General features: G+C 65.0%; 20 protein-coding genes and 2 pseudogenes. 10 read left to right on the top strand and 12 right to left on the bottom strand.

Annotated features, from left to right (window positions below):
- Positions 1 to 75 precede the first annotated feature (75 nt).
- Both M3I56_RS21465 and M3I56_RS21460 read left to right on the top strand, forming a co-directional pair.
- Complete coding sequence (locus M3I56_RS21465) at positions 76 to 963, top strand: LysR family transcriptional regulator (RefSeq protein WP_254355719.1); 888 nt, start codon at positions 76 to 78, stop codon at positions 961 to 963.
- Positions 964 to 1,169: 206 nt separating this feature from the next.
- On the top strand, positions 1,170 to 1,694 hold the full coding sequence (locus M3I56_RS21460) for a class IV adenylate cyclase (protein WP_254355718.1): 525 nt from the start codon (positions 1,170 to 1,172) through the stop codon (positions 1,692 to 1,694).
- A 50-nt stretch (positions 1,695 to 1,744) separates the two neighbouring features.
- On the opposite strand, the gene M3I56_RS21455 is transcribed toward M3I56_RS21460, so the two are convergent.
- Positions 1,745 to 2,236 (bottom strand): Lrp/AsnC family transcriptional regulator, encoded by a 492-nt coding sequence (locus M3I56_RS21455; RefSeq protein ID WP_028203286.1) that lies wholly within the window; start codon positions 2,234 to 2,236, stop codon positions 1,745 to 1,747.
- Positions 2,237 to 2,444: 208 nt separating this feature from the next.
- On the opposite strand from M3I56_RS21455, the pseudogene M3I56_RS21450 reads away from it, so the two are divergent.
- Positions 2,445 to 2,996, top strand: a pseudogene (locus M3I56_RS21450) (phenylalanine 4-monooxygenase); the annotation flags it as partial.
- Positions 2,997 to 3,121: 125 nt separating this feature from the next.
- A pseudogene (locus tag M3I56_RS21445) lies at positions 3,122 to 3,436 on the top strand (4a-hydroxytetrahydrobiopterin dehydratase); the annotation flags it as partial.
- Between the two features lie 103 nt (positions 3,437 to 3,539).
- Here the strand turns inward: M3I56_RS21445 and M3I56_RS21440 are convergent.
- Entirely contained in the window at positions 3,540 to 3,770 is a 231-nt protein-coding gene (locus M3I56_RS21440) for a DUF3717 domain-containing protein (RefSeq protein ID WP_028203283.1), read from the bottom strand.
- A gap of 106 nt (positions 3,771 to 3,876) precedes the next feature.
- On the opposite strand from M3I56_RS21440, the gene M3I56_RS21435 reads away from it, so the two are divergent.
- The gene (locus M3I56_RS21435; RefSeq protein ID WP_027815974.1) at positions 3,877 to 4,563 is read left to right on the top strand and encodes a response regulator transcription factor; all 687 of its coding nucleotides are present in this window, start codon (positions 3,877 to 3,879) and stop codon (positions 4,561 to 4,563) included.
- Between the two features lie 185 nt (positions 4,564 to 4,748).
- Positions 4,749 to 6,317 (top strand): sensor histidine kinase, encoded by a 1,569-nt coding sequence (locus M3I56_RS21430; RefSeq protein WP_254355717.1) that lies wholly within the window; start codon positions 4,749 to 4,751, stop codon positions 6,315 to 6,317.
- Between the two features lie 80 nt (positions 6,318 to 6,397).
- Here M3I56_RS21430 and M3I56_RS21425 read toward each other — a convergent pair whose 3' ends face one another.
- The 7 genes from M3I56_RS21425 to M3I56_RS21395 form a co-directional block, all read right to left on the bottom strand.
- Positions 6,398 to 6,904, bottom strand: a complete 507-nt coding sequence (locus tag M3I56_RS21425; RefSeq protein WP_254355716.1) for an SET domain-containing protein — start codon at positions 6,902 to 6,904, stop codon at positions 6,398 to 6,400.
- Positions 6,905 to 7,205: 301 nt separating this feature from the next.
- On the bottom strand, positions 7,206 to 8,318 hold the full coding sequence (locus M3I56_RS21420) for an NADH:flavin oxidoreductase/NADH oxidase (RefSeq protein WP_254355715.1): 1,113 nt from the start codon (positions 8,316 to 8,318) through the stop codon (positions 7,206 to 7,208).
- A 130-nt stretch (positions 8,319 to 8,448) separates the two neighbouring features.
- On the bottom strand, positions 8,449 to 9,177 hold the full coding sequence (locus M3I56_RS21415) for a glutamine amidotransferase (protein ID WP_254355714.1): 729 nt from the start codon (positions 9,175 to 9,177) through the stop codon (positions 8,449 to 8,451).
- A 260-nt stretch (positions 9,178 to 9,437) separates the two neighbouring features.
- Positions 9,438 to 10,076, bottom strand: coding sequence for a MarR family winged helix-turn-helix transcriptional regulator (locus tag M3I56_RS21410; protein ID WP_028203278.1), 639 nt, complete (start codon positions 10,074 to 10,076; stop codon positions 9,438 to 9,440).
- Positions 10,077 to 10,372: 296 nt separating this feature from the next.
- Entirely contained in the window at positions 10,373 to 10,786 is a 414-nt protein-coding gene (locus M3I56_RS21405; protein ID WP_254355713.1) for a hypothetical protein, read from the bottom strand.
- A gap of 66 nt (positions 10,787 to 10,852) precedes the next feature.
- Positions 10,853 to 11,968 carry a YbdK family carboxylate-amine ligase gene (locus M3I56_RS21400; RefSeq protein WP_254355712.1) on the bottom strand — a complete coding sequence of 372 codons (1,116 nt, stop codon included), beginning with the start codon at positions 11,966 to 11,968 and terminating at the stop codon, positions 10,853 to 10,855.
- Between the two features lie 55 nt (positions 11,969 to 12,023).
- Positions 12,024 to 13,229 carry a cation:proton antiporter gene (locus M3I56_RS21395; protein ID WP_254355711.1) on the bottom strand — a complete coding sequence of 402 codons (1,206 nt, stop codon included), beginning with the start codon at positions 13,227 to 13,229 and terminating at the stop codon, positions 12,024 to 12,026.
- 161 nt (positions 13,230 to 13,390) lie between these two features.
- On the opposite strand from M3I56_RS21395, the gene M3I56_RS21390 reads away from it, so the two are divergent.
- Positions 13,391 to 13,897: a hypothetical protein gene (locus tag M3I56_RS21390; protein WP_254355710.1), complete on the top strand. Its 507-nt coding sequence runs from the start codon at positions 13,391 to 13,393 to the stop codon at positions 13,895 to 13,897.
- A gap of 261 nt (positions 13,898 to 14,158) precedes the next feature.
- Here the strand turns inward: M3I56_RS21390 and mnmC are convergent, their stop codons facing one another.
- Positions 14,159 to 16,135, bottom strand: coding sequence for a bifunctional tRNA (5-methylaminomethyl-2-thiouridine)(34)-methyltransferase MnmD/FAD-dependent 5-carboxymethylaminomethyl-2-thiouridine(34) oxidoreductase MnmC (gene mnmC, locus M3I56_RS21385; RefSeq protein ID WP_254355766.1), 1,977 nt, complete (start codon positions 16,133 to 16,135; stop codon positions 14,159 to 14,161).
- Positions 16,136 to 16,598: 463 nt separating this feature from the next.
- Between mnmC and M3I56_RS21380 the strand changes: the two genes are divergently transcribed.
- Positions 16,599 to 16,877 (top strand): HU family DNA-binding protein, encoded by a 279-nt coding sequence (locus M3I56_RS21380; protein ID WP_027815965.1) that lies wholly within the window; start codon positions 16,599 to 16,601, stop codon positions 16,875 to 16,877.
- 133 nt (positions 16,878 to 17,010) lie between these two features.
- On the opposite strand, the gene M3I56_RS21375 is transcribed toward M3I56_RS21380, so the two are convergent.
- Positions 17,011 to 18,342: a GTP-binding protein gene (locus tag M3I56_RS21375; protein WP_254355709.1), complete on the bottom strand. Its 1,332-nt coding sequence runs from the start codon at positions 18,340 to 18,342 to the stop codon at positions 17,011 to 17,013.
- A gap of 177 nt (positions 18,343 to 18,519) precedes the next feature.
- A complete protein-coding gene (locus M3I56_RS21370) occupies positions 18,520 to 18,966 on the bottom strand; it encodes a lytic transglycosylase domain-containing protein (protein WP_028203273.1) in 447 nt (148 codons plus the stop codon).
- A gap of 551 nt (positions 18,967 to 19,517) precedes the next feature.
- On the opposite strand from M3I56_RS21370, the gene gspD reads away from it, so the two are divergent.
- Both gspD and gspE read left to right on the top strand, forming a co-directional pair.
- Positions 19,518 to 21,848 (top strand): type II secretion system secretin GspD, encoded by a 2,331-nt coding sequence (gspD, locus tag M3I56_RS21365; RefSeq protein ID WP_254355708.1) that lies wholly within the window; start codon positions 19,518 to 19,520, stop codon positions 21,846 to 21,848.
- Complete coding sequence (gspE, locus tag M3I56_RS21360; RefSeq protein ID WP_309249176.1) at positions 21,845 to 23,341, top strand: type II secretion system ATPase GspE; 1,497 nt, start codon at positions 21,845 to 21,847, stop codon at positions 23,339 to 23,341. Before gspD ends, gspE begins: the two co-directional genes overlap by 4 nt.
- Positions 23,342 to 23,374: the final 33 nt, after the last annotated feature.

Genomic DNA, 23,374 nt, shown 5'->3' with positions numbered 1-23,374 from the left:
AGCGTAATCGCGAGGCCTGGGCCCGATCCAATGATTAATGCTCAACAGCGATATAAGGCGGTTTAATATCAGGATATGGACCTGACCTTGCTCCGAGCGTTTGTCACGGTCGCGCGCGAGGGCAACCTCACGCGCGCGGCCACCCATATGCATCTCACGCAGCCGGCGGTGAGCCTGCAGATCAAGCATTTGCAGGAGGCGCTGGGCGTCTCCCTCTTCACGCGTACTTCGCACGGCCTCGCGCTCACGCGCGACGGCCAGGCGCTGCTGCCGCATGCCGAACGCGCGCTCGCCGCCGCCGGCGACGTGCTGCGCGCCGCTGCTGCACTGCGACACGAGGTCCGCGGGCGCTTGCGCATCGGGACCATTCTCGATCCGGCGTTCCTGCGCCTCGGCGGCTTTCTGCGCCAGCTCGTCGAAACCTGGCCGCAGATCGAAACGGCGCTGCGCCACGGCATGTCGGGCTGGGTGCTCGACCAGGTGCGCTCGCGCGAGCTCGACGTGGGCTACTACATTGGCCAGCCGACACCCGACCCCGATACGTTCCACGCCATCACGCTCACGCGCTTCCAGTACCGTGTGCTCGCGCCCGCGGGCTGGAAAGACCGCGTCAAGGACGCGCGCGACTGGCGCGCGCTCGCCGCACTGCCGTGGATCTGGACACCGCCCGCTTCCGCGCACAATCGCCTGCTCACCACGCTGTTCGAAGCCGCACAGGCGAGGCCCGTGAAGGTGGCCGAGGTGGACCAGGAGCCGTCGATGCTCGATCTCGTGAAGTCGGGCGTGGGCCTCACGCTCGCACGCGATTCCACGGCCCTCGCCGAAGCGCACGCGCACGGGCTCACCATCGTCGAAGGCGTGACGGTGCCCACGGAACTCACCTTCATCACGCTCGCCGCGCGGCGCGACGAGCCCACCATCGCGGCGGCGCTCAAATCGATCGAAACGCAGTGGGCGATATGAGCCGCGCTCATGAAGACGCGCATGCGCCATTGATGTCTGACGTAAGTGTGGGCCTGGTCGCGTAACAGCGCTGTCACACAAGTTTTGATAGATTGGGAATTCGCTCCGCGTTTTCGGCACGCCCACCGGTGTGCTCACCCTGCGCGGCGCGTTTCCAGCCTCTCCCATCGTTCCCCCTTGTTCTCTTCGTTCGACAGGAGCCTTGCATGGCCCGCAACATCGAAATCAAAGCCCGCGCCCGTCAATTTGACGTCTTGCGCGATCGCGCTTCCCAGCTCGCCACCGACGCTCCGCTGATCTTTCGCCAGCAGGACTTCTTCTACGACGTACCGCGCGGCCGCCTGAAGCTGCGCCAGTTCGACGACGGCACGCCGCCCGAACTGATCTTCTATCAGCGCGACGACCGCGACGGCCCGAAGGCCTCGTACTACACGCGCAGCCCCGTCACCAATGCCGAGGCCATGCACTCGCTGCTCGCCACAGCGCTCACCACGCGCGGCATCGTCTCGAAGGAGCGCCACGTGTATCTGGCGGGCCGCACGCGCATCCATCTGGACCGCGTGGATGGTCTGGGTGACTTCGTCGAGCTGGAAGTGGTGCTCGGCCCCGAGGACGACGAGCAAGGCGGCGAAGCCGAAGCGCACGCGGTGTTCGCGAAGCTCGGCGTGGACGAAAGCGATCTCGTCGCGGTGGCTTACGTGGATCTGCTCAATACGGCCAACGCGGCCTGACATCGGTAAAACGGCCAGGCGGGCCGTTGCGGTCCGCCTGGCCCCTCAGCTCACGCCGCCGGCGCGCCCGGCTCCAGATGCCCGAGCGGCAGCGGCCCGTTGCGCTTGAACGTGGTGAGCACGATGTTCGAGCGCACGCTGTCCACGCCGGGCACGCGCATGAGCTTCTTCATGACGAAGGTCGAGAGCGCGTTCAGATCGGGCGCGACGATGCGCAGCAAATAATCGGCGTCCCCCACCACCGCATGGCATTCGAGCACTTCGGGCAGCACGTCGATCTGCTGCTGGAACTGCTCGATGATCGAATCCCCATGATGCTTGAGCTTCAGGCTCGTGAACGCGGTCACGCCCAGCCCGAGTTTTTCGGGCCGCAGCACCACGCGATAGCCGTCGATCACCCCTGACGCCTCGAGGCGCTGCAGCCGCCTGCCGATCTGCGAAGGCGAGAGCGGCACCTGCTCGCCAAGCTGCTGATGCGTGGCGCGGCCAAAGCGCTGCAGCACGTCGAGCAGTGCCAGATCGAAATGGTCGAGTTCGAGCATGAATGAAATCCGCATTAATTGACGGTGTTGCGCTCGATTATTGCATATGCTGGCCGCGTCCCATGTAGTACGCGCACATGTCGCGCGGCAACCGCTCTAGACTTGCATGACAGCGAGCCTTTTTAGTGGAGCGTTACGAACATGGCCGCCACCGCGAAACTGCAGGAGCAGTTCGACGTGGGTCTCACCAACCGTCCCGATTTCACGATCGACCCGGCGCTTTCCGGTCACCTGGTGGATGCGCCGTCCCGATCAGCTCGACTATCTGGAGGAACCCGACTGTTTTCACGACCTGTTCGGCCATGTGCCGCTGCTCACCGACCCCACTTTCGCCGATGCGATTCACGCCTATGGCCGCGCCGCGCTCGCCGTCGAGGAGTGCGCATTGCCGTGGCTCGCGCGGCTCTACTGCTACACGGTGGAGTTCGGCTTGATGCGCGACGCGAGCGCACCCAGCGGCGTGAAAATCTACGGCGCCGGCATCGTCTCGAGCAAGAGCGCGGCGCCCAACCGGCTCGCGTTCGACCTCGACCGTGTGCTGCGCACGCGCTATCGCATCGACACGTTCCGGAAGGCCTATTTCGTGGTCGACTCGTTCGCCCAGCTTTTCGACGCGCTGGGCGCGGGCATTGCTTTGCGCCTGACCGATCCGGCGGCGCTCATCGTGGCACAACCTCACGCGGCAGGCGACGTGCTGCACAGCGACACGATCATCACGCGCGGCACGCGCGAGGGCTGGCTCAACGACGGCGACGTCTGAACGACACGCGGGCTTTGCGCCGCAGCAAGCGCGCGATCCCTGATTCGAGCGCTCGCACGCGTGCCCTATACGTGAAAAAATGGCTGGTCGGCTAATGGCGCACGCCAGGCCTCAAGCTCAATACAGGTGCAATGATGATCAACCGACTCACATCCGAAGAGCGCGCATCGCAACTCGCCGACCTGCGCGGCTGGCAGGCCGTCGCCGGCCGCGATGCGATCCAGCGCCATTTCCGCTTCGCCGACTTCAACGAAGCCTTCGGCTTCATGACGCGCGTCGCCATCAAGGCGCAGGAAATGAACCATCACCCCGAGTGGTTCAACGTGTACAACCGCGTGGAGATCACGCTTTCCACTCACGAAGCCGACGGCCTCACCTCGCGCGACATCGAACTCGCGCGCTTCATCGATTCGATCGCGCCGGGACCGCTCAGCGCATAAGCAGCGGTACTAAGCATGGGTACGCTGTGCGCACGGCGAGCGCACACAATGAGCGCACAGCGCGCCATGAAAGCATAATGCAGGGTGCCGGGCCTTCAAACCTTCAGCTTTGAAGGCTATTCTTGATGGATACGTAAGACTCCCAGGCAGCGCGGGCAATCGGGTCTAAACGTTCCGGTGATATGGCGTTCTGACGCTGTACAATCAGCAGCGCATAAGGCTTGGAGAGCGCACTCGCCTCCTGGCACAACGCGAGTTCATCGCCAATCGAAGGCGAGCGGTTGCGCCAGAAGTTGATCGCGGCTTCGAGTTCGGTGATTGAAATATCGGACATGTGGATCGTGATCGCGCAACCGTCGGGCTGTGCCTCGTGGCCAGCAAGCGACGCTTTGCGAACTGCGTGCCTGAACGCTAAAACCCATTGTACTTGAGCGAATCCCATGCGACTCCTTCTGATCGAAGACGACCGCCCTATCGCACGCGGCATCCAGTCCAGCCTCGAACAAGCCGGCTTCACGGTCGACATGGTCCACGACGGCATTTTCGCCGAACAGGCCCTCACGCAAAATCGCCATGAGCTCGTCATCCTCGATCTCGGGCTGCCGGGCATCGACGGCATGACGCTGCTTTCGCGCTTTCGCCAAAGCAACCGGCATACGCCCGTCATCGTGCTTACCGCGCGCGACGAACTGAACGACCGCGTCCAGGGCCTGAATTCCGGCGCCGACGACTACATGCTCAAGCCGTTCGAACCGGCCGAGCTCGAAGCGCGCATTCGCGCCGTGATGCGCCGCAGCGGCCCGCACGGCGACGTGCCGCGCCCCGAAGTGTCGCTCGGCGGCGTGCGCCTGTCGGGCGTCGATCGCCGCATCTTCAACGACGACAAGCCGCTCGAACTCTCGCCGCGCGAGTTCGCCGTGCTCGAAATGCTGCTGCTGCGTCACGGCCGCGTAGTGAGCAAGGCGCAACTGCAGGACCACCTCACGCACTTCGGCGGCGACCTCGGCGACACTGCGATCGAAGTCTACGTGCACCGCGTGCGCAAGAAGCTGGAGAACTGCCGTGTCGAGATCGTCACGGTGCGCGGCTTCGGCTATCTGCTGCAGGAAATCCGCCAGGCGGCCTGATCCGCCTCGTTTTCCGAGCCAGCTAGCGGCGGCGGAGCACTCCGCCGCCGTTTGTGCTTGATGGCACCGGCTTCTGGCGCCTCACCGGCACTTGAGCCGCCACGCCCGCGGCCCGCGTACAATGGATCGGTCCCGTGCAGCGCGCGCCGCCGCACCCACGATTCGTCATTCGCCCCGAAGCCATCATGTCCTCACCTGCCGCAACGAGTCTGCGGCGCACGCTGCTACGGCGCCTCGCCGCCCCGCTTTCGCTGCTCGCGCTGATGAGCGGCCTGATCGCCTATTGGCTCGCCTGGCAGTACACGCAGCACGTGGTCGACCGCTCGCTCGCCGACCTCGCCACGGCCATTTCCCGCCAGATCCAGATCGCCGGCGACGATGCCGCCAGTACCGTCCCGCCGCTCGCGCAGGCGATGTTTTCCGACCCCGTCGAGCACCTCATCTATCGCATCAGCAACGGCGAAACCGAAATCGCGGGCGACCACGACCTGCCGCTGCAGGGCACCAACGTGCGCCGCATGCACTACGCGTACGTGTTCGAAACGATTTATAAGGGCGTCACGGTGCGTGTCGCCCAGGTGCGCGTGCCGCAGGCACATGGCAATCCGATCGTCGTGGAAGTCGGTCAGCCGGTACATCATCGCTTTCGCATCGCCGCCGAATTTCTCGTCGCGATCATGATGCCGTTGCTGCTCCTGCTGCTCGCCGGCTGGGTCATCGTGTGGCGCGTGGTCAACCAGCAGCTCAACCCGCTCACCGCGCTCGCCGACTCGCTCAACCGCCAGACGCACACGTCCCTCGAACCCGTGGACGAGACCTACGTGCCGGTCGAGATCCGTCCGCTCACGGGCGCGCTGAACGCACTGCTCGGCCGCCTGAAGACCGCGCTCGACGCGCAGCGCAAGTTCATCGCCGACGCCGCCCACCAGCTGCGTACGCCGCTCACCGCGGTGAAGCTGCACGCCGAGCAGGCCGTGAACGCGCGCGAGCCGCAAAAGGTCAACGACGCGGTGCGCGAGCTACGTGCGGCCGCCGATCGCGCAGTGCGTCTGTCCAATCAGTTGCTCTCGCTCGCGCGCGCGGAGCCGGGTGAACAGGCCGCGCGCTTCGTCGATATCGACATGGCCGCGCTCGCCTTCGAGACAGGCGCCGAGTGGGTGCCGCGGGCGCTGGCGAGCCACGTCGATCTCGGCTTCCAGCGCCTCGACGATCCCGAAAACGACACGCCGTTGATGGTGCGCGGCAACCCTGTGCTGCTGCACGAGGTCATCGCGAATCTGCTCGACAACGCGCTCAAATATTTGCCCCCCGCGCGTTTCGAAGGCGCGCGCATCACCGTAACCGTTTCGCAGTCCTCCGTGGAGGGCCTGCCGATGGCCGAGATCGTCGTGGAAGACAACGGCAGCGGCGTGCCCGCTTCGCAGCAGGCGGATCTCTTCAAGCGCTTCTTCCGCGGCGACGGTCAGAGCGAAAGCGGTGTGGATAGCGGCGCGGGCCTCGGCCTCGCGATCGTCCACGACATCATGACGCTGCATCGGGGCAGCGTGCATTACGAAGATACGCCGGAAGGCGGCGCGCGCTTCATCGTGCGCGTGCCGCTCGCGCGTCGCAGCGCGCCTGGCGGCAAGGACGCCAGCGACAGAAAAGACAGCCAGGAGGCCACCGCCTCCGAGACCGCGCATCTGCGCACGGTCGAGGCCGACGAGCCGCCGTGTGAGAAGAAACCGACCCACCAGGCGAGCATCGATCTCTGACGCTGCAAGTGCCAGAAAAACGACAAGGGCCGCTCATGCGGCCCTTGTGCTTGATGCGGTGCGACGCGCGTGGCGGCCGCTTACTTCTTCTTTTTGCTCTTGCCTTTCGACGCTTTCGCGCCCTTCGCAGACTTGTCGTCGTCGGGCGGTGCGAGCATCGTGCCGCGGCACTTGCGGGCGCCGCAACGGCATTCGTATTCGCGCTTGAGCTTCTTCGTCTGCTTCGCGTCGATCACGAGGCCGTAGTCGTAAAAGAGCTCCTCGCCCTCGGCGATATCGCGCAGCGCGTGAATATAGACGTGCCCTTCGATTTCCTCGGCTTCGCAGTTCGGCGCGCACGAGTGATTGATCCAGCGCGCACTGTTGCCCTTCACCTTGCCGTCGATTACGTCGCCATCGTCGAGCGCGAAATAGAACGTGTGATTCGGTTCGTCAGGATTGTGCGGATGACGCCGCAGCGCTTCCTTCCACGAGATGCGCTCGCCCTTGTATTCGATCAGTCGTTCGCCGGTCGCAATGGAGACCGCCGCAAACACGCCCTTGCCGTGCACGCCCGACTGGCGCACGACGATCCTGCGTTCACTCATTGAATGAATCCTTGTGAAGTACTGGGGGAGACTGTTCCGGTCATGACAGGCGGCGTGCAACATGTCCTCGCGCGCCGCCTGCGGCTCTCTCATGAAGCCGTGCCCGATGGTCTGCCTGGCCTTGCATCGGCCCTTGCATCAAACCTCGCGTCCTGCCTCGTCGCGCTCCGTACGCAAACGCGGCGCCGATTGGGCGCCGCGCTCATGCGACGCCCGGCGCGCCACAGACGGCATCGTACACGCTCGCGCCTCTTTCGTTCAACCCATATACGCCGTGAGAAACCGCGACGCGCAGCGTGCTTCAGCGCTGCCCGAGCGTCGTCTCGCCGAACAGCTTCTTCAACTCGCGCGGTTGCGAGCGCCAGTATTGCGGCGGCGCGCTCACGCTCGCGCCGAGTTGCGCCGCGGCGTGCCACGGCCAGCGCGGATCGTAGAGCATGGCGCGCGCCATCGCGATCATGTCGGCTTCGCCGTCTTCGACGATCTGGTTGGCCTGCAAGGCGTCGGTGATGAGGCCCACCGCAATCGTCGTCATGCCGGTTTCGGCCTTCACCTTGCGCGCGAACGGCACTTGATAGCCGGGCTCGAGCGGAATCTTTTGCAGCGGCGACACGCCGCCCGACGACACGTCGATCCAGTCCGCGCCGCGCGCCTTGAGCGCCTGCGCGAGGACGACGGTGTCATCAGGCGTCCAGCCGCCCTCGACCCAATCCGTTGCCGAAACGCGCACGCCAATCGGGCGATCGGCGGGAAACTCGGCCCGCACGGCGTCGAACACTTCGAGCGGAAAGCGCATGCGGTTTTCGCGCGAGCCGCCGTACTCGTCGCTGCGCTGGTTCGCGATCGGCGAGAGAAATTGGTGCAGCAAATAGCCGTGCGCCGCGTGGATTTCGAGCGCCTCGATGCCAAGACGCGCAGCGCGGCGCGCCGTGGCCACGAACGCATCGCGCACGCGATTCAGACCCGCCACGTCGAGCGCGAGCGGCGGCGCCTCCCCCTCCTTGTGTGCGAGCGCCGAAGGCGCGTGCGGCAGCCACCCGCCGTCGGCAACCGAAATCAGCTGGCCGCCCTCCCAGGGCACGTGACTCGACGCCTTGCGCCCCGCGTGCGAGATCTGCATGGCGATGCGGACAGGCGAATGGCGGCGGATGGCGGCGATCACCGGCTCGAGCGCGGCTTCGGTCGCGTCGTCCCACAGGCCAAGACAGCCCGGCGTGATGCGCCCGTCAGGCTCGACGGCCGTCGCTTCGATGCAGAGCATCGCGGCGCCCGAAAGCGCCAGGTGGCCGAGATGGATCATGTGCCAGTCGTTGGCTTCGCCGCGCTCGGCGGAGTACTGGCACATCGGCGAAACGACGATGCGATTGGCGAGCGTCACGCCACGCAGTTCGAGCGGAGTGAAGAGCTTGCTCATGGGAGGTCCACGGACGGTTGGCAGAAGCGTCCGAGAATAGCACGCGTTTTTTTCACGCGTTCGACAAGGCACACCACGCCTGCACGGCGTGCGCCCGCGCGAGGTCGATCAAGCTGGGGTCAGGCGCGGGTCAGGGTTGGCGCGCGGCTATCTGTGCGTCGACGGCGTCGAGCCATTCGCCGAACATGCGGCTCGCCTGCGCTTCGAGGAGCGGCCCGTGGCGCGCCGTGTCGGCGCGCAGCGCGTTCACGTCCACGCCCGCGCCGGCGATCTCAGCGGCATGACCGATCAGCCAGGGCTCGAAACGGTCGGCGCGCACTTCGGGATGGCACTGCAGGCCGAGCACGCAGTCGCCCCACGAAAACGCCTGGTTTTCGCATAGCGGCGTGGAAGCGAGGCGCGTCGCGCCCTGCGGCAAATCGAAGGTATCGCCATGCCAGTGCAGCATGGAGGTCGCCGCGCCGTCGAGGTGCTGCAGCGGCGAGGCGTGGCCGGCGTCGGTGAGCGTGAGCGGCGTCCAGCCGATCTCGGCCTGGGGTCCCGCATACACGCGAGCACCGAGCACGCGCGCAATGAGTTGCGCGCCGAGGCAGATGCCAAGCGTAGGCAGACCCGCCGCGATGCGCTTTTCGATCATCGCGGCAAGGGAAACGAGTGTGGGATAGCGCGCATCGTCGCACGCGTTGATCGGGCCGCCGAGCACGACCATGAGCGACGCCGACAAGGGATTGAGCGCGCCAACCCGGGCGAAGCCGACATCGACGTAGCGCACGGGGCGTCCACGGTCGCCGAGCACGCGCTCGAAGCTGCCGAGGTCCTCGAAATAGACATGGCGCACAGCCAATACTTCGCGATTCATCGGCAAATTCCCGGGTCGGCTGTGGGCGGCCTGCATGTCACCGCTTTTTCACGGCGCGTGCGAACGTTTGCGCCAACGGTCGTGACAAAAACGTGTGGCCAATACTTGCGAGAACTACACAAATTGCCATGTATGCGTTTGATGCACGTAAGGTCAGCACGCAACGTCGGCACGCCAACGACCGCGCGATGCTTTGCACTACCGTGCATTACACGCATGATGCGCGCCGCCCGCATGGGGGCGGCGGCGCAACTTCGGCCTTAAACCGCGAAGATCTTCCAGTTTTTCTTCTGGGTCGTCACGTCGGCCTGTTCGTAGACCGAGCAATCGAGACGCAGATCCGTGTCAGCCATGTTGATGTTCAGAAGCTGGCAGTGATGCGGCGTCTTCTTCGGGTTCTTGCTCGGCTCGAAATGCGAGCAGGTCAGGCACATGCGGTGTTGCGGGCTGGTTTCCTGCGATTCGAGCAGATAAACCGTCTTGAGCAGTGTGCGATAAAGCGTGGACTGCTCATCCGCCTTCAGCGTGCCGACCGCCTTCGACAGGAAGTCGGGCCACTGCGAGGCCTTTTTCGCCGCCGTGCGGCCGCGCGAGGTGAGGCGCACCGCGAGTGCGCGGCCGTCGTCGAGCGCGCGGCGCTTTTCGACCAGCCCCTTGGTTTCGAGCGTGCTCACCGCATCGCTGGTGGTCGCGGCCGTGAGGGCCGTTTCACGCGCGATCTCGCCGAGGCGCATCGGCCCCTTACGCTGCATCAGCAGCACGAGAATTTCGCCCTGGGTAGGCGTGAGTCCTGCCCCTTCGGCCCAGTCCCACGCCTGGCTCCGCATTGCCGTGCTAAGTCGCAGCAGGCTATGGGTCACCCGCCCGGCTGCCTGCTCTCCGTATACGCCTTCGCTCATAGTCTTTCGCTGGTTATTGGCAGCTTGCGCTGCATCGTCAGCCGCCGCTTTGACCGACGGCCTGTGGGAACGCTGGCGCCCGGTTCCCCGAGCGCCGCACCATCACAAAAAATCCTGCTTCGCGTACGCCACGCGTATGCGTTGCATTGTCATGTTTCTTGCCGCAGGCCCCGGAAACATCCTTCAAGTCCCGACGCCAGTGCAGCAAACCGACATTCTATGCGAGAGCGGCAAATCGCACAGCTAAGTTATCCAACGTGAATTGTGGATAACCCGTTGATAAGCACGCCATTGCCTTATGTACAGGTTCCTGGCTGCTCGCCATCGTCGCCCCGCGACCCATGCAGGTTATCGCGGATTTCTGTCTCGAACGCAACTGGAATCTGCCCGATTGTGCCTAACCAATCATTACGTAGTCCATTGAGTTTGCAGGGAAAACGAAGGTTACCCACAAAGGCGCGGGCCATCTGTCCATGAATATGGACCATGTCGGGACCCAGGTCAAAAAAATAAGAACCCCCAGGTACCTCGAAGCCGGCAAAAAAATTTTCGTCCACCTCGAAAAAAGTGGCGTGTGGAACCAACGCGCCCCGTATTTGGCCCGCTTTTAGCATGCTTCCTACCCGTTTTCCGGTCCCGGAAAGCACGAAGGGCAGCCCGAAAGCTGCCCTTGCATCCTGTCTTGCCGGCGCGGGGCGCACTTCTGACACTTCCGGCACCCCACGAAAATCGGTCAGTGGTCCTGTGTGTCCGCCGGCTCCCCCTTCCGATTCCCGTCAGGCGCGCCAGCGCAAGCACTGCTGGCGCACCGCTTCGTGCAGCGATTTCTCCTCGGCCACCACGCTGCGCAGCCACGTGGCGTCGTTGTTCTGCGCACGGGCGATCGTGCCGATTTCGGTGAGCGCGCGCGTCGAGCCGAGCACCTCGCCGTGCGGCGCGATCCGGTCCAGCGTTTCGAGAATATCTTCGGAAATCGTGCGGCGCTCGCCCGTTTGCGGATTCACGCAGGTGCCGGCCAGGCCAAAGCGGCACGCCTGGAAGCGGTTGAACGTGTACACGAGGTAGTCGTCCTCGAGCGGCGCGATCGGTCGGTCGGTGAGCAGATGGCGCGCGAGCGTCTGGATATAGCAGGCGATCGCGGCGGCGCGCTCCACCGAAAGCGGCGTGTCCATCACGCGCACCTCGATCGTGCCGAAGCCGGGTTTCGGGCGGATGTCCCAGTAGAAGTCTTTCATGCTGTTGACAACGCCCGTATGCACCATCTTCGAGAAGTACTCCTTGAACTCCTCCCAGCTCAGCACGAACGGCGCGCGGCCCGACAGCGGAAACGCGAACACGGAATTCAGTCGTGCCGAATGAAATCCAGTGTCCACACCCTGGACATAGGGCGACGACGCCGACAGCGCGATGAAATGCGGGATGAAGCGCGAAAGCGAGTGCAGCAGGAAGAGCGCGCTGTCCGCATCCGGGCAGCCGATATGCACGTGCTGGCCGAACACCGTGAACTGCTTCGCCAGGTAGCCGTACAGCTCGGACAGATACTGAAAGCGCGGCGTATCGACGATGCGCCGGTCGCTCCATTGCTGGAACGCGTGCGTACCGCCGCCGCACAGACCGACGTTGAGACGATCGGCCGCGGCGACGAGCACGTCGCGAATCTTGCGCAGATCGGCCACGGCCTGCTCGTGATTCGTGCAGATGCCGGTGGAGAGTTCGATCATGCTTTCGGTGATTTCGGGCGTGATATTGCCCGGAATCTCCTGATCTTTGACGAGGCGCATGAGGTCGCTACCCGCCTTGGTCAGATCGTAGTCGTGCGTGTTGACGATCTGCATTTCGAGTTCGACGCCGAACGTGAACGGCTTCGAATCGACAAACGTTTCAAGTGACATGGCATTTCCTGTCGGGGCGTCGCGCGCAAGCCTCCGGCCGCGCGCGCCGCGAGATTCATTTTTCGCCGCGTTCGCCGACGAGCGCAAGCGCGCGATAGACCAGCCAGGGTCCGAAGAGCTGCAGCACGACGATCGAGCAAAGAATGATCGCGCGCAGACGCGGATCGAACGTCGGATAGAGTTCGTAGGTGTCCTCGACGAGCAGCAGCGCGAGCGCCGACATGGGCGTCAAGGCGAGGCCGAGCGCCACACCCTGCTTCCAGTGCAGCCCGCTCGGCTTGGCGAAGATCAGCACGCCGACGAGCTTGGCCACGAGACGGGCGACGATCAGCCCCGCCGCCGCCACGCCGCCCACGAGAATGTCGTGCCACTCGAAGCTGGTGAGCGTGAGCACGAACAGAATCACCGTGAGCAGCCATCCGGCCGTGCCGAAATGCTGCGGCCACAGTTGCGGGCGCGGCTCCAGATTCTTCACGATGATGCCCGCGGCAAGCAGGCTCAGGATCGTCGAGAGCTTGAGCAGATGCGCAATGGCGATCGCCAGCAGCACGAGGCCGAAAAGTGCGACGAACGAGTGCTCGTCCTGCGGGCTCAGCCGACGGTAAAACAGCGTGCACGCGCGGGCGAGCACGAACGCGAGAATCAGCGAGCCGATCAGCAGATACAGCGGCTGCAGGATCGTTGCGAACACGTTGCCGTACATTTCCTGGTGCAGCCAGGTCGAGGCGAGCTTTTCCACGATCACCGCATACATGCTGTTGAGCGCCGTGAGCGTGAGCAGGCGCTGCGTGACCTGGCCTTCTGCGCGCAGCTCGGTCTTGAGCTGGATCACCATCGCCGGCGACGTCGCCATGGCGATCGCGGCCACGACGAGCGCGATCATCGTCGGCACGGAAAGGAACAGGAGCACCGCGAGCACGAGCACGAAGGTGAGCGAGGACTCGGCAAGACTCGAAAGGATGAGCCAGGGATTTCGGCGGATCCAGCGCAGGTCGAGACGGCTGCCCAGTTCGAACAGCAGCAGGCCGAGCGCGACGTCGAGCAGCGGCCGCGCGGACGTGCCGACATCGGCGTCGATCACGCCGAACCCGGCCGATCCGGCAATGAGCCCAATCACCCCATAGCCCGAGATCCGCGGCAAGCGCCACGCCCGATAACAAAGCTCGCCGCACAAACCGGCGGCGAGCAACGCGAGCCCGGCCCAGAAAATACCGTCGAGCGGCAACGGCCAGGCGGGAAAAAACGAAAACGCCGACTTCATCGTGGTGGCTTCTCCTTGGCAACGACATCTTGCGTGGGATCGAATCCGGCTGTCCGACGTTAGATCGACATACGACTGGCTCACAGGCAAGCCGCGTGCCGCACGAGGCGAACAACACCTCTACTCCCCGTCAGTTGTCTGCCTGCCTGGCGCACCAACCCATGCAGCCGGCTGGCCGACGATATGACGATTGGGCGAGCTGGCGCGAATATGCGCTTCCTGCGGCGAGTGCGGGCAAACAGTGCGGCAAAACGCTGCGGCAAAGCAGTGCGCCGGCACATGACGGCGCGGCGAACAGCCGGTACGGGCGCTTTGCGTGTGGTGTAGCTGCGCCCGCGTTGGATGAACGAACGCTGCCCTCTACCCTGGGCACTCAGATTCAGGATGAGGGGCAACCGTTCCTTGGATGCGTCGACCGTCTGATGCGGCATGTGACGCGGAAAGAACGGCGATTGTGCCATAGCTTTTTTGCAATTGTCCCCGCCTCTTCGAAAGCGTCGACAAAGACGGTAATAGCGTCCGTATTGTGCGCTTTTGACGATGTATGTGGAAAAAATGACCGCATCAGCGGCCCGGCTTTCGTCTGGGTTTCAAGCTCCGGCTGGACCATGCTTGCCGGCAGCGATGACGCCAGCTTGGGGTTTACTGTTTACCGTATGTATACGTAGTAGAAGTTAACAAGGGCCTGGATTTCCTGTGGATAACCGGGGTTTACCGAAAGGAATCCGCGAGTTGGCGCTCGCACAACCACGCGCAAAGCATGTGCGGTCCATGCGCACTTCGAAGAGTAACTTTTAGGCCTGGAACGGGGTGTGCTGAGTTACCCCGTTTACGTCCACACCGCGTCCACACTCGATTCGCTGGCAATTCGCGCGGTTATCCACAGATTTGCGTGGATAACCGGGGCGGCCATTTTCCGCGCACCGTGCTCAAAGACTGCGCTGGCGCAAGGCGCGCTGCAGGAAGCGCGCCGGATCCAGCTGGTCAGCGAGTTCCCGCTCCAGCGGCCACGGCTCGCCCTCCAGCTGCGACGCGATCAACTCGGCTCCCAGCCCTGCCCACACGAGCCCGCGCGAACCAAACGCATACGCGCCGTAGAGGCCGCTTGCGCGCGGCAGGTCGAGCGGCCATGCGCCGGCCAGACGCTGGGCGTCGCGGCGGGCGGCGTCTTCGTCGGCGAGCGGGCCGAGCATCGGCATGCGGTCGCTGGTGACGCAGCGGAACGCCACGCGGCCGGCGAATTCGCTCTCGCTTCGGGCCGCGGCAAGCTCAGGGAGCATGTGCGCGACGCGTTCGATGTTCTCGGTATGGCCTGCGGCGCGCAGCGCGTCGTCGGCGTCGTCGACTTCGTAGGTGGCGCCCGCGAGCGTGACGCCGCCGTCGAGCGGCACCGCATAGCCCTCGCCGATCACGGGCACGTGCAGGTTCGCGAGCGGGCTGGGATCGACGAGCGTGAGCTGGCCGCGCACGATGCGGGTGGGCGCATGTGCGAGCGCGGCGGCACGCGAGGCGTCCTGAGCATTGGCGAAGATCACCGCGGCTGCCTGGGCGACGGGCCTTCCGGCTTCGTCGAACACCTGCCATTCGTCGGATTCCTGTTCGCCGGCGCGCGCAATGTGACCGATACGCACACCGAAACGTGTCTCGACCTGCGCGCCGGGCAGCGCGGCGGCGAAGGCGCATTGGGCGCGGCAGAGCGTCGCCGGGTCGATGGCGCCGCCCTGCGGATAGAACCAGCCACCCTGATTGAGCGCGACGCCGGCCAGCGCCTGCGCTTGCTCGCGCGTGACGGCGCGCACGAATTCTTCGGGATAGCCGAACGATTCCAGCGCGGCGGCGACGGCGCGCGATTCGTCATCGGTGGCGAGATGGAGCAAGCCGGCGTGCGAGCGCCTGGGCGCATGGCCGGCGGCTTCGAGCGCGGCCCAGCGTTGCAGCGCGTAGAAAAACCCCGCGCGCGTGATGCGTGACGCGCTGCTGTCGTCGCGCGAAATCAACGGATGAAACACGCCGGCCGGATTGCCCGATGCCTCGAGCGCGGGCGCGGCGTTGCGTTCGATCAGCGTCACGCGCCAGCCGCGCACGGCCAGCCGCTCGACGAGCGCACAGCCGGCGAGTCCCGCTCCCACGACGACGGCGTGCCGCTCGCGCAGCGCAAGCGGCAGCGGCGGCTCGTAGCGGCGCACGCGCCAGCGCGGCGCGAAGCGTCCGACCAGCATCGCCCACTTGCCGTTGAAGCCTTCCACCTTGTGGTATTCGAAGCCGTTTTGCTGCAGCGCGCGCTTGACGTCCCCCGAACTGCTCCAGGTCGCGACGGTGGCGTCCTCACCGGCAATGCGCGCAAGCGCCTTGAAAATAGCCGGCGACCAGAGGTCGGGATTCTTTGCCGGGGCGAAGCCGTCGAGGTAGATCGCATCGGCGCGCATCCACATTTTGGGAAATACCTCGATCGCGTCGCCGAAAACGAGCGTGAGCGTGACGCGTCCGCCCTCGAATTCCAGGCGGTGGGTGCCCGGGACGAGCATCGGCCAGGCGTTCACGAGTTCGCGCGCGAGCAGCGCTTCGCGTGTGTACGCAACGACTGCGTCGAGTGCGCTTTGCAGGTCGTTGCGCGCGAACGGATGCTTTTCCACCGAAACGAAATGCAGGCGTTCGCAGCGCGCCGGGTCGTCGCGCCATGCCGACCACGTGGCGAGAAAGTTCACGCCCATGCCGAAGCCGGTTTCGACCACGGTGAAGATCCGCCGGTCTTGCCAGCGCTGCGGCAACGCGTTGCCGTTCAGAAAGACGGCTTGGGCCTGTGCGAATGCGCCTGCAGTGCTGTGATAAACGTCGCCATAGATGGGCGAAAACGGTGTGCCGTCTTCCCGAAAGGCGAGCGTGGCGGGTATCAGGGTGGCGGTCATGAGGAACGCGAAGCCAGAGGTGAGGAGAAAACGGGCGAGCAGCGCGGCTCGAAAAAGCGTCTGGCGAAGGCCGATCGCGTCGCCGCAAACGCTTGCCGGACCGGCGTTTGCGCGCATGCTGCGTTGGCGCGGCGCAACGCGTGCGGCGGGAAAAACGTCGCAGGCGGGGGGATTTGCGGGGGTGGACACCCCAAAAACGTCTGCAAGCTCCAAAAAACCCGTAATTCCCGCGCGAAATCTTCGAAACCCTTGTCGTTATTGGGTTTGCGCTGCGCTATCATAGCAAGCGCCGCCCAGGGAAGCGGCAGCACGGACGTTGCGGCATCAGACACACGCTAGTCGCCGCAACGCGAAAACGCCGGGGTGCTCCGGGTCCGTCGCTGCTCGACGGCGCGGCACGCGTCCGTATAATCGGCGCGTTCGCGCTGTTCGTGTCAACCTAAACACAGAAAGGAACTTCTCAATGAATAAACAGGAACTGATCGACGCCGTCGCAGCACAGACGGGCGCTAGCAAGGCACAAACCGGCGAGACGCTGGACACGCTCCTCGAAGTGGTCAAGAAGGCTGTGTCGAAGGGTGACGCGGTTCAGCTGATCGGCTTCGGCAGCTTCGGTTCGGGCAAGCGCGCAGCCCGTACGGGCCGTAACCCGAAGACCGGCGAAACCATCAAGATTCCCGCTGCCAAGACCGTCAAGTTCACGGCTGGCAAGGCGTTCAAGGACGCCGTCAACAAGCGCTAAGGCATTGCCGCTTTAAGTTGACACCCGCCCCTGGCGGGTTTTTTTTTGCCTGCACGATTCGTGCATCGCGGGCGCAAAAACAAACGGCGCCGCATTTTTGCGGCGCCGTTGTTCGTTGAGCGCGTCGTTCGGGTCAGTCGGGACGGTGGACGATTTCGTCGTGATCGTCGTGATCATGATCGTGATCGTCGTCGTCGAGCTCCCAGCACGGGAACGGGTCGGCGTAGCCCAGCCAGGCTTCGGGGCCTGCCGCGTATTCCGTATCGTTGAGAAGGCACGCATCGAGCTTCGCGCGCCACGCGTCGCGGTCGAGATCGACGCCGATCATCACCAGCTCCTGGCGACGGTCGCCGACGCTGGGGTCGTCGAGATCGCCCTGCCAGTCGGCGGCGATTTCCTTTTCGAGTTCGGCGTCCTGCGGCCATTCCTCGCGCGGCAGCGCCGCCCACCACGTGCCCGCGGGACCGTGACGACACACGCCGCCCGCCTGCGAAAGCGTGCCCGTCACGTCGTTGCGTGTGGCGAGCCAGAAGAAGCCCTTCGAGCGCAGCACGCCCTTCCACTCCTGGTTGAGCAGCGCCCAGAAGCGCTCGGGATGAAACGGGCGGCGCGCGCGATAGACGAAGTTGCTGATGCCGTACTCGTCGGCTTCGCTGCGCGGCGCATGCGTATGCGCTGGATCGTGGCAATGCGCCGGGTCATCGCACTGGTCATGGTCGTGCAGCGACGCGAGCCAGCCCGGCGCGCTCGACGCCGCATCGAAATCGAAGCGGCCGGTATCGATCACTTCCTCGAGCGGCACGTTGCCGAAGCGGCTCACCACCTGCACCGCGCGCGGATTGATGCGCGCGAGAATGTGCTGCAGGCGCGCGAGTTCGTCGTCGCTCACGAGGTCGGCCTTGTTCAGCACGAGCACGTCGCAGAACTCCACCTGATCGACGAGCAGTTCCACGATCGCGCGGTCGTCTTCCTCGCTCGCCGCCACCCCGCGCTGCGCGAGCTGGTCGGCGCTCGCGTAGTCGCGCAGGAAGTTGAATGCGTCGACGACGGTGACCATCGTGTCGAGACGCGCGAACGCGTCGAGCGCGACGCCGTCGTCGGCGGCGAACGTGAAGGTCTCCGCGATCGGCATGGGCTCGGCCACGCCGGTCGATTCGATCACGATGGCGTCGAAGCGCTGGCCGGCGCGCGCCGGGTCGGCTAGACGCTGGATCTCGGTGAGCAGGTCGTCGCGCAGCGTGCAGCAAATGCAGCCGTTCGACATTTCGACCACGCGCTCTTCCACGCGCGAGAGCGCCGAGGCGTCGCGCACGAGCGCGGCGTCGATGTTCACCGAGGCGAGGTCGTTGACGATCACCGCCACGCGCAGGCCCGCGCGGTTCGACAGGATATGGTTGAGCAGCGTGGTCTTGCCCGCGCCCAGAAAACCCGAGAGCACGGTGACGGGCAGTGGCGGCTGGTTCATCGCAGTTGTGGTGCAGTAAGTGAGTCGGGAGGCGCGCCGCGCGAAAGGATCGAAATTCTCGTAAGGCTGCGGCGCCAGCCAGCATTTTGCACCATGCACGCGCGCCGCGCAGGGCACGCGTGCCGCCGCATTCAGGGCGCAAGCACGCTGGGAGCACTCAGCACGCGTTCAAGCGTGCTATTGCATGAGATGCCACTTGCGCAGAATGTCGGCGATTTGCTGCGCGTACTGGTCGCGCAGCGTCGGCGTTTCGGAATGGTAAGCGCCGATGGCAGCCCACGTGTTGCCGTACTTGTTCATCTTCTGGCGCAGATGCCACGCGGCGATATAGACGTTCTTGCACGGCTCCATGAGCGTGCTTTGCGAAATGCCGTACTGCGAGAGCACGGGCAGATGCACGGAATTGATCTGCATGACGCCGTAGTCGATCGAACCGTTCGCATTCCTGTGTACTGCGTCGGGCCGATTGTGCGACTCCTGCCAGGCAATGGCGCGCAGGATCAGCGGATTGACCTTCTGGTAGCGCGCGGCCTCGTCGAAACAGTCCGCGTGCGCGAGCGTGCTGACGCTCGCGGTGACGAGCACCACGGCGGCGGCAAGCGTAGCGGACCAGACGTTTGGCATGGCGACTCGCGCGGAAGCTGACAAAGGCAATCAAAGGGCAATCAAAGGGCAAGCAAAGAGGCGAACGGCGCAGCCTGAAGAATGACGCAATCTCTCGCTGGCCGGCCTGATTTCTGGCGCGCAATGCGGGAATTCCCACATAGAGACGGGGGAAACGTGCGTTGGCCATCCTTCGGGCCGCTCGTATGATACCGGTCACCGATGACGCGTCAAGCTGGCTGCTCAGACAAGACGTGGCGCTTCGAGTCAATCGAAGTCCGCGCGCGCCAGCTCATGAGGCATGCATGCTTACAAACAGCTTGGGATTACCGGCTGGCGCGGCTCGGCGATTAGAAGAATTCCCCAGAGAGCCATTTTTTGTGACAAATTCGACACGAAAAACTGCTACTGTTCCATCTTTTGTTGACTAACGGACGTCCGGGCTGAGGAGAGCCGGCGCCGGCACTAGTCAGGAAAGCACAGGCGAGTCGGCCCCACAGCCGTACGTCGAGGACGAATAGCCGCGCGCGTCTGCCGCTGGCTTCGATAAGACACCCATGAGAAGAAATCGTATGGCTTTGCGTCGCGTCGCCACGGCGCTGCTCGTGAGCGGACTCATTACGGCACAGCTTGCCTATGCGCAGGTCACGCTCAATTTTGTCAACGCCGACATAGACCAGGTGGCGAAGGCAATTGGCGCCGCCACCGGCAAAACGATCATCGTCGATCCCCGCGTGAAGGGGCAGCTCAATCTCGTCTCCGAGAACCCCGTACCTGAAGACCAGGCGCTCAAGACCCTGCAGTCGGCGCTGCGCATGCAAGGCTTCGCGCTCGTGCAGGATCACGGCGTCCTGAAGGTCGTGCCGGAAGCCGACGCCAAGCTGCAGGGCGTGCCCACCTATGTGGGCAATGCGCCCACCGCGCGTGGCGACCAGGTGGTGACCCAGGTGTTCACGCTGCGGCACGAGTCGGCGAACAACCTGCTGCCGGTGTTGCGCCCGCTCATCTCGCCGAACAACACCATTGCTGCCTACCCGGCAAACAACACGCTCATCGTCACCGACTATGCGGACAACGTGCGCCGCATCGCCTCGATCATCGCGGGTGTGGACTCGGCCGCCGGCCAGCAGGTGCAGGTGGTGCCGCTGCACAATGCCAATGCGCTCGACATCGCGCCGCAAATCGCGAAGATGCTCGACCCGGGTGCGATCGGCGCCTCGGACCCTTCGCTGAAGGTGTCGGTCATCGCCGACCCGCGTACCAACTCGCTGATGCTGCGCGCCTCGAACACGCAACGCCTGGCCTCCGCGGTCCAGCTCTCGAAGCAGCTCGATGCGCCGACCAGCATGCCGGGCAACATTCACGTCGTGCCGCTGCGCAACGCCGACGCCACGCAGCTCGCCAAGACGCTGCGCGGCATGCTCGGCAAGGGCGGCAACGACACGTCGTCCGGCAACGCGAACGGCTTCAACCAGGCCGGCAACAGCGGCGGCGGCGGCACGTCGACGGGCACCTCCGGCACGCCGCCGCTGCCGTCGAGCTCGCTTGGCGGCGGTACGTCGTCGGGCAGTTCGCTGGGCGGGGGCAGTTCGTACGGCAGCGGTGGCAGCGGCAGCAACGAAGCCCCGTTCCTCGGCGGCGACAAGGACAAGGGCGACGAGAACCAGCCGGGCGGCATGATCCAGGCCGACGCGGCGACCAATTCGCTGATCGTCACGGCGCCGGACGCGGTGTACCGCAACCTGCGGGCCGTGATCAACCAGCTCGATGCGCGGCGCGCACAGGTCTATATCGAGGCGCTGATCGTCGAGCTGAACTCGACCACCAACGCCAACCTGGGCATTCAGTGGCAGGTGGCGAGCGGCAACGTCTACGCGGGCACCAATCTCGCGACGGGCAGCGGCAACAGCATCGTCAACCTGACGGCGGCAGCGGCAGCGGCCGCGAGTACCGGCGGCCTCGCCAACGCGCTCGGCTCGCAAGGCCTCCAGCAGGGCCTGAACGTCGGCTGGATCAAGAACATCTTCGGCGTGCAGGGGCTTGGCGCGTTGCTGCAGGCGCTCTCGCAAACCGCCGACGCCAACGTGCTGTCCACGCCTAACCTCATCACGCTCGACAACCAGGAAGCGAAGATCGTCGTCGGTACGAACGTGCCGATCCAGACGGGTTCGTATTCGAACCTCACGAGCGGCACGGCGAGCACGGCGTTCAACACCTACGACCGTGTGGACGTCGGCTTGACGCTGCACATCAAGCCGCAGATCACCGACGGCGGCATCCTGAAGCTGCAGCTATACACGGAAGACTCGGCGATCGTGACGGGCACGACCAACGCGACGACCAATCCGGCCGGCCCGGAGTTCACCAAGCGTTCGATCCAGTCGACCGTGCTGGCCGACAACGGCGAGATCATCGTGCTCGGCGGCCTGATGCAGGACAACTACCAGGTCGCCAACAGCAAGGTGCCGCTGCTCGGCGACATTCCGTGGATCGGCCAGCTGTTCCGCTCGGAAAACAAGACGCGCGAGAAGACCAACCTGATGGTGTTCCTGCGTCCGGTGATCATCAGCGACCGCGACACGGCGCAGGCGGTCACGTCGAATCGCTACGACTATATCCAGGGCGTGACGGGCGCATACAAGTCCGACAACAACCTGATCAAGGATCGCGACGACCCGGTCGTGCCGCCGATGCCGGTGGGCCCGAGCCAGGGCGGCTCCGTGCTGAACCTGTTCGATCTCGACCAGATGCGGCGTCAACAGGCGCTGGGCGTGCAGCCCGCGGCTCCCGCAAATCCGGCAAGCGCCGTGCAAATGCAGCCCGCCGCACCCGTGCAGACGGCGCCGGTGGAAACCACGCCGGTGCAACAGGCGGCGCCTGCCACGACGCGGGTGCAGCCGTGAGCACGCCGCACGCGCCTGCGGCGACTGACGGTGCGGACCGCGAGCCGCCCTCGCCGCTGGCCGCGCGCCTCGTGCCGTACGGCTTTGCGCGCAGCGGCCAGATTCTGGTCGCCCAGCAGCGCGCCGAAGGCCTCGAAGTGTGGATCAGCGAGCGCACCTCGCAGGCTGCCATCGCCGAGGTCGCGCGCAACTTCGGCGCGTTCGCGCTCGTGCGCGTGCCGGCCGACGAACTCACGCAGGCCATCAACCAGGCGTACGCGCGTCAGGACGGCAGCGCCGCGCAGGTGGTGGGCGAAGTGGAAGGCGAAGTCGATCTCTCGCGCCTCATGCAGGATATTCCCGAAGTGGAAGACCTGCTGGAGTCCGAAGACGACGCGCCGATCATCCGCATGATCAACGCGCTCCTCACGCAGGCTGCGCGCGAGCAGGCATCGGACATTCATATCGAGCCGTTCGAGAATGCCTCGGTCGTGCGCTTTCGCGTGGACGGCACGCTGCGTGACGTCGTGCGCCCGAAGAAGGCGCTGCACGGCGCGCTGATCTCGCGTATCAAGATCATGGCGCAGCTCGACATCGCCGAGAAACGCCTGCCGCAGGACGGCCGCATCACGCTGCGCGTGGGCGGGCGTCCGGTGGACGTGCGCGTTTCCACGCTGCCCACGGGCCACGGGGAGCGCGCAGTGCTGCGTCTGCTCGAAAAAGACGCGCAGCGCCTGAACCTCGAAGCGCTCGGCATGGCCGGCGATACGCTCGGCAAGTTCGACCAGCTGATCGCAAAGCCGCACGGCATCGTGCTCGTGACCGGCCCGACGGGCTCGGGCAAGACGACCACGCTCTACGCGTCGATGTCGCGGCTCGAAACGGCCACGACCAACATCATGACCGTGGAAGACCCGATCGAGTACGACCTCTCGGGTATCGGGCAAACGCAGGTGAACGAGCGCATCGGCATGACGTTTGCACGCGCGTTGCGCTCGATCCTGCGTCAGGACCCGGACATCATCATGATCGGCGAAATCCGCGACCTCGAAACCGCGCAGATCGCCGTGCAGGCGTCGCTCACGGGCCACCTCGTGCTCGCCACGCTGCACACCAACGACGCCGCCTCGGCAGTGACGCGTCTGACCGACATGGGCGTCGAGCCGTATCTGCTCGCATCGTCGCTGCTCGGCGTGCTCGCGCAGCGCCTCGTGCGCCAGCTCTGCCCCGTGTGCAAGGAAGAACGCGTGGAAGACGACGGCAGAAAGCGCTGGCATCCGGTGGGCTGCGAACGCTGCGGCCATTCGGGTTACGCGGGGCGGCGCGGCGTGTACGAACTGCTGCTCATCGACGAGCCGATTCGCGCGCTCATCCACCGCAACGCCGCCGATGCGGAGATCTTCGCGGCCGGCCGCACACAAGGCATGCGCACGCTGCGTGAAGACGGCGAGCGCTGGGTCGAAGCGGGCAGGACGTCGCTCGAGGAAGTGCTGCGCGTGACGGGCGGCGCGTGATGGGTCGCACGATGAACCACCAGATGGATTCTC

The sequence above is a fragment of the Paraburkholderia sp. CNPSo 3281 genome, from assembly GCF_024206515.1.
GTDB lineage: Bacteria > Pseudomonadota > Gammaproteobacteria > Burkholderiales > Burkholderiaceae > Paraburkholderia > Paraburkholderia nodosa.
Note: the sequence above shows the minus strand (reverse complement) of the source record. Positions and strands in the feature narration are given on the sequence as shown.

What these genes read in the sequence shown, in the direction of transcription:
- M3I56_RS21465 (WP_254355719.1), top strand. Translation starts at nt 76, where the DNA reads ATGGACCTGACCTTGCTCCGAGCGTTTGTCACGGTCGCGCGCGAGGGC.
- M3I56_RS21460 (WP_254355718.1), top strand. Translation starts at nt 1,170, where the DNA reads ATGGCCCGCAACATCGAAATCAAAGCCCGCGCCCGTCAATTTGACGTC.
- M3I56_RS21455 (WP_028203286.1), bottom strand. Translation starts at nt 2,236, where the DNA reads ATGCTCGAACTCGACCATTTCGATCTGGCACTGCTCGACGTGCTGCAG.
- M3I56_RS21440 (WP_028203283.1), bottom strand. Translation starts at nt 3,770, where the DNA reads ATGTCCGATATTTCAATCACCGAACTCGAAGCCGCGATCAACTTCTGG.
- M3I56_RS21435 (WP_027815974.1), top strand. Translation starts at nt 3,877, where the DNA reads ATGCGACTCCTTCTGATCGAAGACGACCGCCCTATCGCACGCGGCATC.
- M3I56_RS21430 (WP_254355717.1), top strand. Translation starts at nt 4,749, where the DNA reads ATGTCCTCACCTGCCGCAACGAGTCTGCGGCGCACGCTGCTACGGCGC.
- M3I56_RS21425 (WP_254355716.1), bottom strand. Translation starts at nt 6,904, where the DNA reads ATGAGTGAACGCAGGATCGTCGTGCGCCAGTCGGGCGTGCACGGCAAG.
- M3I56_RS21420 (WP_254355715.1), bottom strand. Translation starts at nt 8,318, where the DNA reads ATGAGCAAGCTCTTCACTCCGCTCGAACTGCGTGGCGTGACGCTCGCC.
- M3I56_RS21415 (WP_254355714.1), bottom strand. Translation starts at nt 9,177, where the DNA reads ATGAATCGCGAAGTATTGGCTGTGCGCCATGTCTATTTCGAGGACCTC.
- M3I56_RS21410 (WP_028203278.1), bottom strand. Translation starts at nt 10,076, where the DNA reads ATGAGCGAAGGCGTATACGGAGAGCAGGCAGCCGGGCGGGTGACCCAT.
- M3I56_RS21400 (WP_254355712.1), bottom strand. Translation starts at nt 11,968, where the DNA reads ATGTCACTTGAAACGTTTGTCGATTCGAAGCCGTTCACGTTCGGCGTC.
- M3I56_RS21395 (WP_254355711.1), bottom strand. Translation starts at nt 13,229, where the DNA reads ATGAAGTCGGCGTTTTCGTTTTTTCCCGCCTGGCCGTTGCCGCTCGAC.
- M3I56_RS21390 (WP_254355710.1), top strand. Translation starts at nt 13,391, where the DNA reads ATGCAGCCGGCTGGCCGACGATATGACGATTGGGCGAGCTGGCGCGAA.
- mnmC (WP_254355766.1), bottom strand. Translation starts at nt 16,135, where the DNA reads ATGACCGCCACCCTGATACCCGCCACGCTCGCCTTTCGGGAAGACGGC.
- M3I56_RS21380 (WP_027815965.1), top strand. Translation starts at nt 16,599, where the DNA reads ATGAATAAACAGGAACTGATCGACGCCGTCGCAGCACAGACGGGCGCT.
- M3I56_RS21375 (WP_254355709.1), bottom strand. Translation starts at nt 18,342, where the DNA reads ATGAACCAGCCGCCACTGCCCGTCACCGTGCTCTCGGGTTTTCTGGGC.
- M3I56_RS21370 (WP_028203273.1), bottom strand. Translation starts at nt 18,966, where the DNA reads ATGCCAAACGTCTGGTCCGCTACGCTTGCCGCCGCCGTGGTGCTCGTC.
- gspD (WP_254355708.1), top strand. Translation starts at nt 19,518, where the DNA reads ATGGCTTTGCGTCGCGTCGCCACGGCGCTGCTCGTGAGCGGACTCATT.